Raw genomic sequence first — 17377 nt, 5'->3', positions numbered from 1 at the left:
ACTATGGGAATATACGCCAACAAGAACGGAACAATCACACAGATCAAAGAGAAGCCTTTCAAACTCGAAAAGGAAATACAACAACTCTTTGAATCCAACCTCAATACCATCATGGGATTGGAGTTGGTAAAGTCTGAGTTCTCTATCAAAAACAAAAGGATTGATTCTTTGGCGTATGATGCTCAAAACAATGCTTTCATCATCATTGAATACAAAAGAGATAAGAACATAAGCGTAGTGGATCAGGGCTTTACTTACCTGAGTTTAATGTTGGAGAACAAAGCAGATTTCATCGTAGAATACAATGAATCGCTAAAGAAGCAACTAAAAAGAGATGAAGTAGACTGGTCTCAGACCAGAGTAGTTTTTGTATCTACCAGCTTCACGGAAAACCAAAAGTTGGCGACCAATTTCAAAGATATTGCCATTGAGCTATGGGAGGTTAAGCGATTTGAAAATGATACGGTTTCTATTACCCCAATAAAGAAGTCCAAATCAGCAGAAAGCATCAAACCACTAACACAGCAAAACAAAGAACTAAAGGCAGTACAGGACGAAATAAAGGTCTATACAGAAGAAGACCACCTCATTAAGCCTACAGAGGAAATTAAAGAACTCTACGAGTTAGTAAGAAATAGAATCATCACCCTTGCGGATGACATAGAGGTGATACCTCAGAAAATGTATATCGCATTCAGAAAGGACAAAAAGAACTTCTGCTACCTGCACTTACAAAAGAAGAATATCAAGATTTGGCTCAATGCCAAATGGGGTGAAATCAATGAACCCAAAGGCATTGCCTATGATGTATCAAACAAAGGTCACTACGGATATGGAGACTATGAAATTGATATGAAAGACGACAGCCAGTTGGAATACATTCTTAGTTTAATGAAAGAAACGTTATCAAATAATGGCTAAACTCTTATTCAACATACTCACCTTCAATCACCCACAAGAAGAACAAGTCTTCTTCTTTACGGATCAGGAACAAGAGAACCTCACAAGGATTCACAAAACCTTAGTTCCTACTGAGGTGATTGAAAAGTATGGAGAGCAGGAACATTATTACACTTCATTTACAGAGGAAAGACCTGATTTTTTAGCAGTACTCAAACCCACATCACCAGAATATCAAACCATAGTTACTGAAGATGGAGAAGAAAAAAGCGTACCAGTAGACAACTCTACTTTTTCATCATCAGTACTAAAACGCTATTACAACTCTCTAATTCACAATCATTTCAAATCAAAAGGGTTTCTGGTAAAACCCAACTTCATAAGTGATACAGAAATTTGGCTGGCAAGTGACAAACAAGACACAACCGGAGTTTACAAAATCTTTGATCGCTTCTCTCTCAAAGTACAGTTTAAGACGGCCACAAGAAGTTTAGAACTATTAGTAACATTTGAAGGAAAATCTAAAATCTTTAAGACTCCTATATCAGGTCTGTTAGAAGATGTCCCCATTGAGGCATTCAATTGGGTAGTTCACAATAAAGGGCTATATCGATATGAAGAGTTACCAGATGATGGAAGAAGAGAATACGACAAGGTTTATCCTGTTTGGAATTTTGACATAAGAGATGCCCTACTCCAGGAAACAGAAGCACCCGACAAGTCAAACCGATACAAGAAGTTCAAAACAGCCATTGACAAGTTTTACAGGAACTACCTGAATACGAATGAGTTCAAAAGCATTATTCCAATTGATGCTAAGGGGTTCATTTATGTAGATTCCAAGAGAGTTGGAGAAGTCTATAAGAGCAGCAATCAACTCGTATTTGGCAAAAAGCAGACAGGTAAAATCCCAATGTATGGCATTCGGGACAATGGGCCATTTGATTTAAGTCCAATTGTCAAAATCAACTTCTTCTTCATTTTGCATGAAGATGATCAGAATGTTGGTGCCATTATGCATAAATATTTTAATGGTACTCAACCCGGGTTTAAAGGACTCACTCAGTTTGTCCACGTACCATACCAACCCAATAAAGAACACGCAGTAGTATTTAAAGACCGTGAGAATCCTTGGCCAGAAATATACCAGGCCATCACTGATAAAGACTTTGATTCAGATATTCAATATTTGGCCATTTATATTACGCCAGTATCCAAACACATATCGGATAGATCAAGAAGACAGGTCTACTACAAGCTGAAAGAGTTATTGTTACAGAAAGGTGTCTCCTCTCAGGTGATTGACCCTGAAAAGGTACTCTCCAATGAAAAATACCATTTTAGTTTACCCAATATCGCTATTGCCATTCTGGCAAAGCTCAAAGGCACACCTTGGAGGTTAGGCACAAAGCTGAAGAATGAATTGATAGTAGGTGTTGGTGCATTTAAGCATACGGATGTAGATGTACAGTACATAGGAAGTGCATTTAGTTTCTCAAATACTGGCAAATTCAATCGGTTTGAGTGTTTCCAAAAAGATCAGACAGATGAATTAGCAGGTTCGATCCTTCGGGCAGTTAAAGATTATGTCAATATCAATTCCAATATCAGACGGCTGGTAATTCACTTCTTTAAGAGCATGAGCAGAGAAGAAATTGAGCCTATAGAAAACGGATTGAAGGAGCTTGATTTAGACATTCCGGTATTCATAGTTACAATTAACAAAACGGAATCATCTGATATAGTGGCATTTGATTTGGGATGGAAAGAACTCATGCCAATTAGTGGCACATTCATTAAGTTAGGTAAGAATCGATTTTTACTGTTCAACAATACCAGATACTCAGCAACAGAGTTCAATTTCAATGATGGTTTCTCATTCCCGATCAAGCTAAAAATTGAATGCACCGTACCTGAATTAGTGAATGACTACAGAACCGTCAAAGACTTGATTGATCAGGTCTATCAGTTCAGTAGAATGTACTGGAAATCAGTAAGACAACAGAACCTACCTGTTACCATCAAATACCCTGAAATGGTGGCAGAAATGCTACCCTATTTTGAAGGGAATGAAATCCCCGATTATGGAAAAGACAATCTTTGGTTTTTATAGGTAGTCCAAGAAAGCCCACGCACATTTGCCCTCCCTGACCTATGTGCTTACAGTCGGTTCTTTTCATTCGTTCGTACCTCTCTCTTTTCATTCACCCACTTACAGCACCCCACAGCAAGAGTATTCCCTCATTCCTTTTCGTTGCACTTCAATCCATTCAGTCACACACTTGCTTTTTCCCACCCTATCCCCAACGCAGGTAAAGCGGTGTTCGTCAGTCTTTCCGTTTTGTTCCGCAAAAACATATCTGCAAGGGTAAAATACACTCCCTACGGTCGCCCTTGCATATAGCGTTCACTTACCAGGTGGTTTGTGCTCCGGTAGGTGCTCACCACCTGCCGTTCACTTGTTTTGCTACACACACTTCTCTCCATCCTCACTTGCAGCTACTTCATCCCCCCAACCCCAATAAGGTGTTCGCTGTACTCACTTCAATGTTAAATTGGGGGTCTGTCGCTGCATGTGTTTTTGCTCGCCTGCGGGTCGCTGCGGGCTGATCGGGCTGTCATGCTTTTTGCATTTGATCCAGTGCCTACAGTAGCTTCATTTCAGTCTATCGTTCCTCTTTCCCTGCATTCAGCCACTTTCAGCACCCCACACAAGAGTAGCTCATTCATTACACTCCACATTTCATCACTACAATTCGATTGCTATTGATGCTCAAACTGAAAACCCACATTTGGTTGAAATTGGAAAATACCAAATGCTGCACCTCCACTTCAATATCATTATCCTTTAAAATACCGTTCTTCAATATTCCGTTTCATTCAATCGCTACACTTGCCTTTCCCGACCCCAAAGCAAAAAATCACGCCAGCCCTGTGTAGTTCCTACATAGCTGTAGTCGCCTTATCAGGCTTTACCTACAGCACCCTTGCTCCACTCGCAGACGGCTCGCATTGCAGTAGCTACGCCTTTGGTTTACCTGCGTTTCGCTCAACATCCCAACACACAGATCCCGACCAATTAATGATTGATAGACAGTTAATGAAATAAGTACCAATAAATCCAGACCAATAAAAAAAACGAGACAAGCAAAGTTAGGTGGGGCCGCTCAAGCCCAACCCTCAATCGGCTTATCAAGGTCAAGCCCTACGGGTTTTGAAAAAAATCTCCACCCTTTGGGTAGTATTTTCCTCAAAAACCTTGACAACCCGGCCATCCCCACCATATCAAGAGCTTTCTCTTTTCTTTTTTTCCCTTTTTTCTTTTCTCTTTTGAAAATGTCTGTGCGGAGCAGAGCGAGCATAATTCAAATGGCTTGCTATATGAAAACCTTTCGCTTGAAAACCCACAGACCAGAAACCCAATACGAAGAACCTCACTTCTTTATCCTGAATAAAGGATTGAACAGTGGAAAACCACTGAATGACCCTTGTCCAAATTGTTTTGTTTGCCTTACACTCAATGATGAGGATAGGGAATTTATGTACTGGCTATGCTTTGGATTGTGGAGGTCAAAATCATTCCATTGCTATCTGAAAGGTTCTGTTATACCATTTGTCACCATTGATGAAACTCGCAAGCTGATCCGACAAAGTGAGTCAGAAGCCAGCACCAAACAACAAGCATATGAAAAGGCGATTGAAGCACTCAGGCTATTGGAAATACAAGAGGAAAAAATCAAGGTCTCTATTAAGATGATCGATACCGCAAGGCAAGCAATCTTTCACAAGTTGATGAAAAGAACTGACTCAGGATAGAGCAGTAACCTGACAAAAGAACAGGGCAACAAAAGCAAAATAAAGCACAGTCAAGCAACAACACCGTTGCATGAATCTTCGCTCATTTCTTGTAGTATTTTAGATGGTATAGGGCAAGTCCATGGAAAGTCCGTGTCAAGTCCAAGTATTTGTTTAACCCCGTAAAATTTAAAAAGCAATGGGAAAAATTTCACAAGGTGTATTAGGCGGCTTCTCCGGCAAGGTCGGAAATGTCGTAGGTGGTACATGGAAAGGCATTGACTACATGAGAATCAAGCCTGCCAATGTTTCCAACCCAAGAACAGAAGGTCAGGTAGACCAACGTTCCAAATTCTCAACAGTTCTAAGGTTCTTGCAACCAATGACTGACTTCCTGAGAGTAGGCTTCAAATTGTATGCAAACAAGATGACACAGTTCAACGCTGCTATGTCATATAACCTGAATAATGCAATTACAGGAGCTTATCCAAGTTTCACGATTGACTATGCCAACGCATTGGTAACTCGTGGAAACCTCACGGTAGCAGCAGGTGGTGCAGCTTCATCCCCAGGTGCAGGAGATGTGCAAGTAACCTGGACAGACAATTCAGGCAGTGGATCAGCACTTGCCACTGACAAAGCCCTGGTTGTTCTGATCAACACTTCGAGAGATGAGGCAGTATTTACTACTGCAGGTGCAGATAGGTCAGCCGGTACAGAAACGATTTCAGTGCCTTCTGAGTACTCTGGAGAAGATGTTGAAGCCTTCCTTGGTTTTATCTCAGAAGATGGCTCTAAGGTTGCCAACAGCGTTTATTTAGGCTCTGTAACAGTTGCGTAAAGCGATTGATGTTTTCGATAAAAACCGCTTCCTTTGTGAGGCGGTTTTTTTATGCCCATACCCTTCATTTTTCCTTTACTTATCCCTTATTTAGCTGATAGTCAATGATATTTGTTGCTAATTCGTTTCTAACACTCAAGCAACAAACTGATTAACAGTGAGTTATATTTATCTCAAATATTTTGTATCGGGAAGTAATATATGCAGGCTGTCTGTCAGAAGTCAAACCTGGGTAGGACTAATCCATAAATACTGTAGCATAATTTTTTCATTTCAAAGGATGTTTTGAGGTTTTATTAAGAACTTAGTTATATGAACATAACGATTGAAAATATTATTCTTATAGGCTCAATACTGTTATTAATTAGTATAATAGCAGGGAAAACCAGTTACCGTTTTGGCATACCTACATTGTTACTATTCCTTTCGATAGGCATGCTTGCCGGGTCGGATGGAATCGGAGGCATCTATTTTGATAATCCTCAAATAGCTCAGTTTATAGGTGTAGTGTCTCTAAACTTCATTTTGTTTTCCGGCGGTTTAGACACCAGTTGGCAATCAGTTAAACCGGTTTTGAAAGAAGGAATAGCATTATCTACCGCAGGCGTATTGCTTACGGCAGTAGGATTAGGTTATTTTGTTTATCTCATCACAGACTTCAGCCTTTATGAAAGCTTACTTTTAGGCGCAATCGTCTCTTCCACAGATGCAGCAGCGGTATTTTCTATCCTAAGAGGTAAGAACCTGGCTCTTAAGAAAAATCTCAGACCTACATTAGAACTTGAAAGCGGAAGTAATGACCCTATGGCTTATGTATTAACTATTGCTTTCCTGTCATTAGTACAGCAACCTGAGAAGAGTGTTTTTTCTATTATTCCATTATTTTTACTGCAAATGGTTATAGGGGGAATAGCAGGCTTTCTTTTTGGCCGGCTAAGTAAAACTGTAATCAACAAAATCAAACTTGATTTTGAAGGGCTATATCCGGTGCTGACAATAGCCCTAATGTTTATAACGTTTTCTGCGACCGATGCCCTGGGAGGTAATGGTTTTCTTGCTATTTATATCAGCTCAGTTTATTTAGGGAATCAGAATCTGATACACAAAAAGACTATTATGAAAATGTTTGATGGTCTGGCCTGGTTGATGCAGATTGTTTTATTTCTTACTCTGGGTTTATTGGTTTTCCCTTCGCAGATTGTACCGTTTATCGGGGTAGGACTGTTAATCTCCATATTTCTTATCCTAATAGCACGACCGCTGGCGGTGTTTATTTCACTGGTGCCATTCAAAATGAAATTAAGACGAAGGTTCTACATTTCATGGGTAGGTCTAAGAGGTGCTGTACCGATTGTTTTTGCTACTTATCCTCTTTTAGCTGGAATAGAGAAAGCCAACATTATATTTAATATTGTCTTTTTTGTGTCATTGACCTCAGTACTTATCCAAGGCTCTACATTATCATTGGTGGCCAGATGGCTGAATGTGGGTTTACCTGAAAAGATAAAGCCTATGTCTCCTACAGACGAGTTGTTGGAGGAACATCCAAAAACTATAATGAAGGAAGTAGTGGTAAAAGAGAACTCAGCAGTAGCAGGAATGAAAATAGTTGATTTGAATTTTCCGAAAAATGCAATTATTGCTATGATTGAACGAGAAGGAAATTATCTGACGCCTAACGGATCTACTGAACTTCAAACCAATGATAAGTTGGTAGTCCTCACCGATAAAGCCACAGTATTAAATGAGGTATATACCTCTCTTAAAATAGATTAGTGGATATTTTTTTAATTAAAATGCTAAGACAGCATCAATACAATAATCTCCAGACAGAATATTTTATTAAAGTTGCTATCCCTACTAACGCAAAACACACATGAGAAAAATAATCCTTAACCTGGCCGTGACACTGGACGGATACATTGAAGGACCCAATGGAGAAATCGACTGGCTTGAAACAGGCGGTGGCTCTCCGGAAGACACAGCAGTGGAATCTCATTTTGACAAGTTTCTCGCAACCATTGACACCATATTTTATGGCCGTGTAAGCTATGAAAAATGGGGAGAGTTCCAACCTCCCGAAGGCGCATCAGCAGCCGAAACAAAGTTGTGGAATGGGATACATAGCAAGAAGAAATATGTGTTTTCAAACAGCCTCCAAAGATTAATAAAAAAGCAGAAGTAATAAATACTGACATATTTACTCAGGTACAGGACATAAAAAATCAACCCGGTAAAGATATTTGGTTATATGGTGGGGCAAGCCTCATTACTACATTCATGAACCTGGGACTGGTGGATAAATACCTGCTGGCTGTATTTCCGGTAATTTTAGGCGAGGGAAAGCCTTTGTTTTCAGAGATCAGAAATAGAGTCGACCTTATGCTAAAGAGCACTACTCCCAGTTCAGGAGTGATTCTCCTTGAGTATGATACCAAAAGATAATTTATAATGAAAGAGAAGTAAGACATGCGTGTTTGTTCATGTCTTATTTCAAAAGATCTAACGGCTACTTCAAATCCAAACTCCCTTGCTTCTCCTGTGGCATTGAAGGTATCTTAATATTTGTACCAATGGCCTCATTGAGCTTTTTAATGAAGGTAGCTGCCAGTAACGGTGACTCTTTCTCTACGTTTTGGTGAATAAAGAAGTAAAGGTTTTGCAGCCCTTGTTCTTTCCACATTTTGATCCGCTCTATCCACTGGTCAAGGCGGCTGTAGTCGCTCTCGTGGTTGGCGCCTACATAGCGGACAAACGCAGTAGGTGTGGTAAGGCGCATGTGCATGATGTCCCTCCTACCCGCTGAGTCAACCAGTATGTTACTGATATTATTTTTAACCAATAAATCATGTAATTCATCTGCAACTTCCTGATTCCCAAACCAGTCTGTATGCCTTAGCTCAATCGCCAGTGGCAGGTCATGAGGAAACTTATCAATAAAATTCTTCAAACGGTTGAAGTTCTCTTCTTTAGGCCCGAAATTATCGTGTAGTTGTAAAAACAGCATTCCTAACTGGTCTCCAAAGGCCTGAACACCTACCAGATAGTCATCCAGGTAATCTTCATACCCCTCGCCAAGTCTTTTCAAGTGGCTTACATAGCGAGGCAGTTTCGGGAAAAACTTAAAATCTGCGGGAGTCCGCTCCTTCCATTTAAGGATCTGGTCTTCCTTATACAGGTTGTAAAAAGTGGCATTCAGCTCGATCGAGTTGAACTCATTGGCGTAATACTCCAATTCGTCCTTTGTACCTCGGGGGTAAAACCCTTTCAGGTCTGACTTGTTCCATTTGGCACAACCCACGCTCACAGTTTGCAGTGGTTTGTCATTGGCTTCCAGGGTTTTCTTTGTATCGGGATGATCTGCCGGAAGCGTAAAATCTATTTTTTCAGGGTTATCTACTTTTCCGAATTTCATAGTTTTTAGTGTTGGTTAGTATTGCGTATTGAAACCTAAGTATTCGTATACTTTTGGTTTCCTGGTGGTTGTTTCTTTTAGGTTTAAAAGATAACGTACTCTAAAATACACTTTATCAGGGACATCTTTAAACGGGCTATGTATTAATTTCGGCCATTTATGTAAATGGCATTCTTCCGGTATTAACTTTATAGAACGATACAAATTATAAGTAGTTTAGCACTCTTTGATAATCATCAAACACAATTCACCGGACACTAACCAACAAGTAAAACATATGATCCAACGCCAGGTATATCGCACTGAAAAGGCAGGCTCGATTAAAAGCCTAAAACTCCGAACTGAAGAACTTCCTGAGCCAAAAGCCGATGAGGTATGTGTAAATGTGAAAGCTGTAGGCCTAAACTTTGCCGATATTTTTGCCATTCAGGGGCTTTATAGCGCCACCCCGGAAGGTTCTTTTATCCCCGGACTGGAATACTCTGGGGAAATAATTGCTATTGGCAAAGACGTCACAGGGTGGAATATTGGTGACCGGGTAATGGGTGCGACCAAATTTGGCGGCTACGTATCCCATATCAACTCGCATCACCGGTACGTGATCCCGCTTCCGGACGACTGGAGCTTTGAAGAGGGCGCGGGCTTTTTAGTTCAAGGCCTTACCGCTTATTACGGCCTTACCAAGCTCGGTGATCTGCGAAAAGATATGACGGTATTGATCCATAGTGCAGCAGGAGGTGTTGGCATTTTGGCCAACCGTATTTGCAAAAAGTATGGTGCCTATACCATCGGTACTGTGGGCAATGGTAAAAAGGTGGACTTCCTAAAAAGCCAGGAAGCCTATGACGAAGTGATTGTCAGGGACAAGTATTTTGCTGATAAACTGCAGGCAGCACTTAACAGCAGGCAGCTGAACCTGGTGATGGAATGTATAGGAGGCAGAATACTTAAACAAAGTTGGGAAGCGATGGCTCCAATGGGTCGAATGGTGGCTTACGGTTCAGCCAGCTTTACAAGCCATGGCTCAAGGCCCAACTACCCAAGGCTGATCTGGAAGTTTCTCAAAAGACCTAAGATCGATCCCCTGCGGTTGCCCTCTCAGAACAAATCCCTCATGGGCTTTAACCTGATCTATCTGTATGAACAGACTGATATGATGCTTGAAATACTTAGTGAATTGCAGGCCTTGCAATTAAGACCTCAGCATGTCGGCCATACGTTTGATTTTAATCAAATGCATGAGGCAATCCATCTTTTCCAGCAGGGTAAGTCGGTTGGAAAGGTTGCGGTCAAGATTAACTGATAATTGATATTCCCCATAATTTACCTACTTATATAATGATTTTTAGTGAGAAAGAAACATACCGAACCTATTCAGCCGGATACCTATTATCATGTGTACAACAGGGGAATTAATGGAGAATCTATTTTTAAAGAAGCTCGCAATTACAACTATTTTCTGGAAAAGTATGCACAACATATCAATCCTGTGGCAGATACTTATGCCTACTGCCTTCTGAACAACCATTTCCACTTTCTGATCAGAACCTGTTCTGCTGAAGTTATCTCTGACAGGGTTCAGAACCCTGTCAGAGATAAAGGTAATAACTTCAGTGCCGAGGTAGACTTCAGCAAAACCATTGGCAAACAGTTCGCCAAACTATTTAACAGCTACTCTCAGTCCATCAACAAGGCTTATGGCCGTACAGGAAGCCTGTTCGACAGGCCATTCAGAAGAATTCCTGTACAAAATGATTATTACTTTTCCCGCCTGGTAAGCTACATTCACAAGAACCCAGAAAAACATGGGTTCACTGACGATTTCAAGGACTACCCCTACTCCTCTTACTGGAGCCACCTTGATACCAGAAAAACCCGCCTAAAAAGGGAAGAAGTAATCAACTGGTTTGGTGACCAAAGCAGTTATCAGGAATTTCATATTTTAAGCAGTGAGGATGGCCTGAATGACTTCATTATTGAGGTTTAAATTATATGTTTTTTTTAACTCTGACAGGGTTTTGAACCCTGTCAGAGTTAAAAAAAACCATATCATGGAAAACTGATCACCACACTCCCCTCCGAAGTCACCGGCTCCATGCCATGCAGGTAAGCCGGTATCCATTCGGGGCCTGCTTTAAGTAGTCGCTCTGCTTCTTCTTCGCAGCCATAGCCCAGGTGGTTCATAAAGCGCACATCACTGATGGAGCCATCGGTATGGACTGTAAAAACCACCTCCAGGTCTCCCGATACATTGTTCAGGCGAGCTTGGAGTGGGTAGATTTTATGAGAGGCAATATATTGCTGAAAGGCATCAGCACCACCTACGGGATGTGGTATGAAGGTGCTGATGTCATAATCGAACCGCTCCCCTTCCAGGGAGACAGACCTTCCATAGACCAGTCGCCCTTCATTGTAAAACTCCTTATAATAAGGCCTACCATTTTCATGGTACCCATAAGCTTCACCTTCTATCCTGCCCTCAGTATATTTGGCGTAGGAAGCAATGACACCATTCGGGTTTTTATGAATGTCTTCTCCATTGCCTTGTACTACCATAGGGTTGCCTACTGAGTCCCACGTGTTGATAGTATAGGCCCTGTCTTGGTAACGAACTTCCGATGACATGACTCCCGATTCATAAAAATACTGCCACTTGCCAACCTTGTATTCCTCCTCATACCTTCCTGCTGCCGAGTATGTATTATTCTCATTGTAATACAAGAAAACACCATCCTTCAGGTCTTTGCTGTATTTGCCCTTCATTTGTATTTTACCACTTTTAAAATAGTCCCTGACCAAACCATCCCACCTACCTATACTATCCTGGTAGCCTCTTCGGTAATAATGATGTTCCCAGATCGGGCACTCCTTCCATAAGCTGTCATAATAAACCTCTACAATTTCCCGGGCGGGAGGCTTTTGCGCCTCTGTAGTATCAGGCGCAGACGGTGAAGGGCGGTTGTAATTGAGTACATATTGCAAAGGAGGCATGGTATCCATTTTATACCGTACAATTTCAAGGCTATCCAGGTAAATATACGACTCCTCTTTTATGGAGGTCACAATATACCCAATCTCCTCTGATCTCCACTTTACATAATTTTCAAGGATCTGTCTGTCACCCTCCAATGCGGGCGGAAGTTCAGGCAAACTATCTATTTCCTGCCTTACTGTATCCCATTCAAGCAGCAGTTCGGAGAAATCCGTAGCCATAGCAGAATCCGAGGAATAACTTTTATTCATTCTGTTTACAGACATTTCATCTGATTGCAGGAATACCTGGAACATATCAAAATACTGCACCTTATGGCGAGGTATATTGAGGTAAGTAAAGAACACCAAGCCCAGCGAAACCGCCAATATCAACGGATAAATGCGGTGCGTTCTTTGACTGTTAAAAGCAACATCACCCATACCAATAACCAGCCCCGCCCCAAGGCCTCCGAAATGGGCCGCATTGTCAAAATTGGCCTGGGTACCAATGATGGTCATAACAGCTATATAAATAGCAAATCCGACAAACGACTTAATCACTACGTTTTTATCCTGCCACTCGTGAGCAATTACCTGTACGATATGGAATCCGTAGATACCGAAGATCGCACCGCTGGCACCTGCACTGATTACGTACAAATTATAGTAGCCACTAACCAGTCCGGCTGACAAGCCGGAGACCAGGTAAGTAATGATAAAAGCCCTATGCCCGAAAACAGACTCGATATCAGACCCTAGGCTAAACAGGGCAAACATATTTACCAAAAGATGGATAAAGCCGATATGAAGGAACATACTGGTAATCAGCCTCCACCACTCATCTTTAAAAGTATAAGGATAGAAATTGGCGCCCCAATCCAACAGGTCGAAAACATTTTGAGAACTATAGCCCGAAAGCTCCATGGCTCCAAAAACCACTATATTGACGGCTAGAAGCAAATAAGTTGCCCAAGGGTATCTCTTTAGAAAAGCTATATATTCATGCATTTGTAAGTCGCTATCGGGTACAAAGCTAGAAAATATGTTTATTCTTTATCTGTCCATGCAAAACCACCTCATAAAAAAGCCCCACACCGGGGCGAAATAACTCACATCAGTGTGGGGACTCCATCAGAATGATAAAGTACCATTCCTGATCCATATCTATTCATTTCATAAATTCCCGTGGGTCTACAGGTTTGCTATTTTCGTGGATTTCATAATGCAGGTGTGCACCTCTCGACTGTCCCGTATTCCCTACATAACCTATTATCTCACCTCTTTTCACTTTATCCCCGGCCTTCACATCCCTTTTGCTCATGTGGGCATATTGGGTCTGGTAAACTTCCGAATGCTTGATTCGAATGAAATGGCCTCTCACGTCCCCTTCTGCTGACTCTGTGACCTCTCCATCAGCCGTGGCATAAACAGGTGTACCTTCCTTTGCCACCAGGTCGATACCCTGGTGCATCTTTTCTACTTTCAATATAGGGTGCATAGCCGGGCCATATTCTGATGATACTTTGACCAATTCATTTGCTGCCAGAGGAAACCCGGAGGGCTTATTATCATTCTCTACTACATCGAGAATAGTTGCAATGGATTTCTCCAAAGGCTGCTTCACCTCATTGCGGGTGTTCATAGCCACCAGGCCGGCGGCCAAAGGAATAGCGCCTATTAAGGCCACCCTCATCCAATTTTGAGTTTTTCGCTTTTTCATCATAGTTATTCTGTTTTTAAGTGGTGTAGCAAAATGTGTTGTTATTGGAGACTTGATGCTACTTTCAAGTGCGTTTGAAATAAGTAATGATTGATATTTGAGCGGGTTACCACATTGAAAAAGTACAGCCCTGTCTGCCAGATACTCTAGGTTGAGCCGGACTGACTTTTTATAAAAATAAATAACCGGGTTGAACCAAAACAATATGGCAACAAGCTCAATAAGTACAACATCTATAAAATGTCGCTTTTTAACATGTTCAAGCTCATGGCATAGGATTTCGCCGGGCACATCATCCCACTTCCCTGGAATAAACACACGACCAAATAGAGAAAAAGGCTGGGTGATCCGATGGTTTCTATAGACTTTTGCCCCTGTTGATGACATCGCCTCAGAACCCTTTACCAGTCGGTTTATGCTGATTAAAGACCAGATGAACCTGAGCAGAAAGAAGGCGCAAATAATAAAATAAAGTGTCGAAAGCCATGATATATGGGTTGCAGCCTTCTGAACAATCACAACTCTGTCCTGGATAGCCTCTACCGTACTCAGCATTTCAGAAGCATAAGTTAATGCGACACTGTTACTTTCAGGCTCAATGCCCCGACTGACATCAACAAAATGATGGGTAAACGGCACAAGCAGGCAAAAAATAAGTGCCCCAAACAGATACCATCTGTTCAGGTTGAAAAAAGTGGTTCTTCGGAGTACTACAAAGTAGTAAAGCCAAAAACCCAACATGCCTGTACTCGCCAATATCAGATAAAATACCATAACTTATGGGTTTTGCTTTTTGATCTCTTTATCAATTTCCGCCTTTATGGCCTCCAGTTCTTCCACGGACATATCAGTATTGGAAAAGAAAGTAGCAAAACCCTGCCAGGAGTTTTCAAAGAAGCTGGTCAGCATTCCTTTGAGCTTTGCTTTGAAGTAATCTTCTTTTTTGATTAGCGGATAATATTCATGAACCTTTCCATAGGTGTTGTAACCAATGAATTTCTTCTTCACCATCACCCGAAGTACGGTTGATACTGTAGGATACGCCGGTTTAGGTTCCGGCAATGCATCAACAATGTCCTTTAAATAACCTTTCCCCAGGCTCCAAAGTACCTGCATAATAGGCTCTTCCGCTTTAGTTAATTCGTTCATACCTCAAATTTATAACTATATTTATAATTATCAAATTATATTTATAGTTATAAACAGTATCTAAGCCAGAGATTACCCCTTCAACAAATTCATATTATAAAATTAACCAGTATAATAATTTTTACCAGTTAATAAATTTACTTAAATTTAACCATCAAAATAATTTTAACAGGTTAATTATGCTCAACCCCGGAGATTATAAAGGAAATTATAAATTGATTGGAGGCCTGATATGCTTCGATTTTACCAACACCGTAAGCTGGCGAGAAACAGAGCATCCTCACGAATGGCTTGATTCTTTCGAAAATTTCACCAAATGGGCAGAGATCACTGATATTTTAGAAAAAGAACAAGCGAAAGAGCTACTTAAAACATTGCAAGGGTCGAGGGAAGATGGAGAAAGGCATTTGAACAAAATGATAGAAACACGGGAGTTTTTATTTAATCTCTTCAACCATCTGGTTCAGGAAGGCTCTGTACGGCCAGATGACCTTCAAAGGCTGGGCGTGTCGGGCCAATCCATTTACAACTATCAGATACTTGCACCTTCAGGTTCCTCCTATCAATGGGCATGGCGAAACGATATTTCACCTCTGGATAAAATACACCATACCGTGATTGGGTCTGCTTTGGAGGTTATTACCCGGCATGACCTGAGCAGAATAAAAAAGTGCCCATCCTGCCAATGGCTCTATATGGATATGAGCAAAAACAAAAGCAGAAGATGGTGTACCATGGAAGATTGTGGCAACAGGCATAAAGTAAATGCCTTTAACCGAAGCAAAAAGAGACAATCAAAAAAAAGCTAAATGAAAGTACTCAAATCAATTGCATTCAGATCAAGAGGTATTACAGGGGCAAACTTAAGTGACCGCATTCCTCCTCAGCTATATTTTGTAGCTTCTGCAATTTTCCATTACCTGGGCCCCTCCTTTGCGGTTTTGCTCTTTTCCAGAGTATCAGTCGATGGAGTGGCCTGGCTAAGGATTGCCTCTGCGGCGCTTGTCTTTGCTATCTGGAGAAGACCATGGAGGGTATTCAGAAAGAATAGCAGGCATGTAAATCACTTAATTATTACGCTAGGCATCACCTTTGCCTTAATGAACTATTCCTTCTATTATGCTATTCACAGCCTGCCATTAGGCACTGTAGCTGCCATTGAATTCTTAGGCCCGGTGATCCTTGCTTTAATTGGCACAAAGACTTTGAGAAATTTTATTGCACTTATTTTTACTGTTACCGGAGTTTGGTTTCTAACAGATGTTCGCATACATGGTGAACCTGAAGGTTTTTTATGGGCCTTTGCAAGTGCCATGTTTTTTACCGTTTACATAATTATTGCCCATCGGCTGGCCGTGGCCGATTCTGAAACCAAACCCGTTGACCGTTTAGGAGCTGCAATGCTCGTTGCCGCCGTCATAATTACTCCACTGGGAATCAGAGGAGCTATACCCGCATTTACCGATACTGTTGCCTTATTGGCAGGTATCGGAGTTGGGTTATCTTCTTCCGTTATTCCATATGTGCTGGACCAACTGGCTATGACGAAGCTATCGAGAGCTACTTACGCTCTATTTGTAGCTCTACTTCCGGCAACTGCTGTTATTATTGGTATTGTGGTTCTGGGACAGATTCCCACCTGGATTGAGGCCGTTGCAGTAGTGGTGATTATCGGCGGAGTGCTTATTGTTCAGGACAAAAAAGCAGTCAAGTAAATTAATCTCCGGCAAACAAATTGGTCCGGGCCGGAGAAATAAGCATTAAATGGACTAAACCAGATACCGCTCCAATGACTCATGCAATACTTCCCGGGCACCCACCGTCAGGTTCTGGTAACCATAAACACCATACAGTGCATCGAACTGAATATTTTCGAAACGCTTTTTGATCCTCTTCATTTCTGTACGAGGCAGTGGTATTTGGTTAGGATAGCTATACATAACTGATAAGTGCCTCATACTCGGTGAAAGATGTATGGTATCACCACTGAATATAGTACCCAATGCAGACAAATTCGGCACATGGAGGATACTGCTTCCTGGAAAATGCCCTCCAATATTGATGATCCTGATGCCTTCCCATAGATGTTCTTCTTCCCCACTCCATAGCCGGATATTCGGTCCATGGTTCACTATCCATTGCTGATCGCTTCTATGGATATAAACGGGGCAATCAAAAGCGGCTGCCCAGTCATTCATGTTGCTGTAGTAATGCGGATGAGAAAAAGCAATTGCTTTTAATCCTCCCTTTGAGCGGATGAACTCAATCGCAGGTTCGTTGAGCAATGGAACACAGTCCCAGAGTATATTGCCCTCAGCCGAAAGCACCAGCAATGCACGTTGGCTTATGGCAAATTTAGGTATCACCACCAACTCGTATATGTTCTCACCTACCTTTGATATCCTGACACCATGATGTTTGTCAAGTTCAGCAGGTGTTGTCCATTTTTGTCCGCCTTCAGGCAGATACTGCCGGTCGTCTTTACAGATTGTACAGATGCCATCGGCCGGTATCTCTGTATAGTGCGTACCGCAGGTGGAGCATATTTTGTTGTGTTGCATATGTTTAAATTTCTTTTTTTTAA

Annotated in this window: 17 protein-coding genes; 11 read left to right on the top strand and 6 right to left on the bottom strand. The window is 41.5% G+C overall.

The annotated features are described in order from the left end of the window. Positions 1–3 precede the first annotated feature (3 nt). Together LVD17_RS20705 and LVD17_RS20700 are read left to right on the top strand one after the other, a co-directional pair. The gene (locus LVD17_RS20705; RefSeq protein WP_233760917.1) at positions 4–921 is read left to right on the top strand and encodes a DUF5655 domain-containing protein; all 918 of its coding nucleotides are present in this window, start codon (positions 4–6) and stop codon (positions 919–921) included. Continuing rightward, on the top strand, positions 914–3013 hold the full coding sequence (locus tag LVD17_RS20700) for a Piwi domain-containing protein (protein WP_233760916.1): 2100 nt from the start codon (positions 914–916) through the stop codon (positions 3011–3013). The genes LVD17_RS20705 and LVD17_RS20700 overlap by 8 nt, the downstream gene beginning before the upstream one ends. A 1054-nt stretch (positions 3014–4067) precedes the next feature. Here LVD17_RS20700 and LVD17_RS20695 read toward each other — a convergent pair. Then, positions 4068–4262 (bottom strand): hypothetical protein, encoded by a 195-nt coding sequence (locus tag LVD17_RS20695; RefSeq protein WP_233760915.1) that lies wholly within the window; start codon positions 4260–4262, stop codon positions 4068–4070. A gap of 19 nt (positions 4263–4281) precedes the next feature. Here LVD17_RS20695 and LVD17_RS20690 point away from each other — a divergent pair, with 19 nt between their 5' ends. The 5 genes from LVD17_RS20690 (at position 4282) to LVD17_RS28610 (ending at position 7981) form a co-directional block, all read left to right on the top strand. Next, positions 4282–4716 (top strand): DUF6943 family protein, encoded by a 435-nt coding sequence (locus LVD17_RS20690; protein ID WP_233760914.1) that lies wholly within the window; start codon positions 4282–4284, stop codon positions 4714–4716. A 178-nt stretch (positions 4717–4894) separates the two neighbouring features. Beyond that, a complete protein-coding gene (locus LVD17_RS20685) occupies positions 4895–5536 on the top strand; it encodes a DUF6266 family protein (protein ID WP_233760913.1) in 642 nt (213 codons plus the stop codon). A gap of 312 nt (positions 5537–5848) precedes the next feature. Continuing rightward, positions 5849–7312 carry a potassium/proton antiporter gene (locus tag LVD17_RS20680; RefSeq protein ID WP_233760912.1) on the top strand — a complete coding sequence of 488 codons (1464 nt, stop codon included), beginning with the start codon at positions 5849–5851 and terminating at the stop codon, positions 7310–7312. Between the two features lie 100 nt (positions 7313–7412). After that, positions 7413–7721, top strand: a complete 309-nt coding sequence (locus LVD17_RS28615; protein WP_306415955.1) for a dihydrofolate reductase family protein — start codon at positions 7413–7415, stop codon at positions 7719–7721. Then, entirely contained in the window at positions 7673–7981 is a 309-nt protein-coding gene (locus LVD17_RS28610; protein ID WP_306416010.1) for a dihydrofolate reductase family protein, read from the top strand. Before LVD17_RS28615 ends, LVD17_RS28610 begins: the two co-directional genes overlap by 49 nt. 64 nt (positions 7982–8045) lie before the next feature. On the opposite strand, the gene LVD17_RS20670 is transcribed toward LVD17_RS28610, so the two are convergent. Next, on the bottom strand, positions 8046–8951 hold the full coding sequence (locus LVD17_RS20670; RefSeq protein WP_233760911.1) for a DUF72 domain-containing protein: 906 nt from the start codon (positions 8949–8951) through the stop codon (positions 8046–8048). 277 nt (positions 8952–9228) lie between these two features. On the opposite strand from LVD17_RS20670, the gene LVD17_RS20665 reads away from it, so the two are divergent. After that, positions 9229–10254, top strand: coding sequence for an alcohol dehydrogenase catalytic domain-containing protein (locus LVD17_RS20665; protein WP_233760910.1), 1026 nt, complete (start codon positions 9229–9231; stop codon positions 10252–10254). Between the two features lie 45 nt (positions 10255–10299). Next, positions 10300–10938 carry a hypothetical protein gene (locus LVD17_RS20660; RefSeq protein ID WP_233760909.1) on the top strand — a complete coding sequence of 213 codons (639 nt, stop codon included), beginning with the start codon at positions 10300–10302 and terminating at the stop codon, positions 10936–10938. A 62-nt stretch (positions 10939–11000) separates the two neighbouring features. Here LVD17_RS20660 and LVD17_RS20655 read toward each other — a convergent pair whose 3' ends face one another. From LVD17_RS20655 to LVD17_RS20645, 3 genes are all read right to left on the bottom strand, one after another. Then, positions 11001–12932, bottom strand: coding sequence for a rhomboid family intramembrane serine protease (locus LVD17_RS20655; RefSeq protein ID WP_233760908.1), 1932 nt, complete (start codon positions 12930–12932; stop codon positions 11001–11003). A gap of 160 nt (positions 12933–13092) precedes the next feature. After that, positions 13093–14418 (bottom strand): M23/M56 family metallopeptidase, encoded by a 1326-nt coding sequence (locus LVD17_RS20650; protein WP_233760907.1) that lies wholly within the window; start codon positions 14416–14418, stop codon positions 13093–13095. A 3-nt stretch (positions 14419–14421) separates the two neighbouring features. Further along, the gene (locus LVD17_RS20645; protein ID WP_233760906.1) at positions 14422–14793 is read right to left on the bottom strand and encodes a BlaI/MecI/CopY family transcriptional regulator; all 372 of its coding nucleotides are present in this window, start codon (positions 14791–14793) and stop codon (positions 14422–14424) included. Positions 14794–14972: 179 nt separating this feature from the next. On the opposite strand from LVD17_RS20645, the gene LVD17_RS20640 reads away from it, so the two are divergent. Further along, entirely contained in the window at positions 14973–15602 is a 630-nt protein-coding gene (locus LVD17_RS20640) for a CGNR zinc finger domain-containing protein (protein ID WP_233760905.1), read from the top strand. Continuing rightward, positions 15603–16508, top strand: coding sequence for an EamA family transporter (locus LVD17_RS20635; RefSeq protein WP_233760904.1), 906 nt, complete (start codon positions 15603–15605; stop codon positions 16506–16508). A 54-nt stretch (positions 16509–16562) separates the two neighbouring features. Here the strand turns inward: LVD17_RS20635 and LVD17_RS20630 are convergent, their stop codons facing one another. After that, on the bottom strand, positions 16563–17354 hold the full coding sequence (locus LVD17_RS20630) for an MBL fold metallo-hydrolase (RefSeq protein ID WP_233760903.1): 792 nt from the start codon (positions 17352–17354) through the stop codon (positions 16563–16565). Between the last annotated feature and the right edge of the window lie 23 nt (positions 17355–17377).

It is taken from the genome of Fulvivirga ulvae (genome assembly GCF_021389975.1).
GTDB classification, from domain to species: domain Bacteria; phylum Bacteroidota; class Bacteroidia; order Cytophagales; family Cyclobacteriaceae; genus Fulvivirga; species Fulvivirga ulvae.
This window is presented reverse-complemented; position numbering and strand designations above follow the sequence as displayed.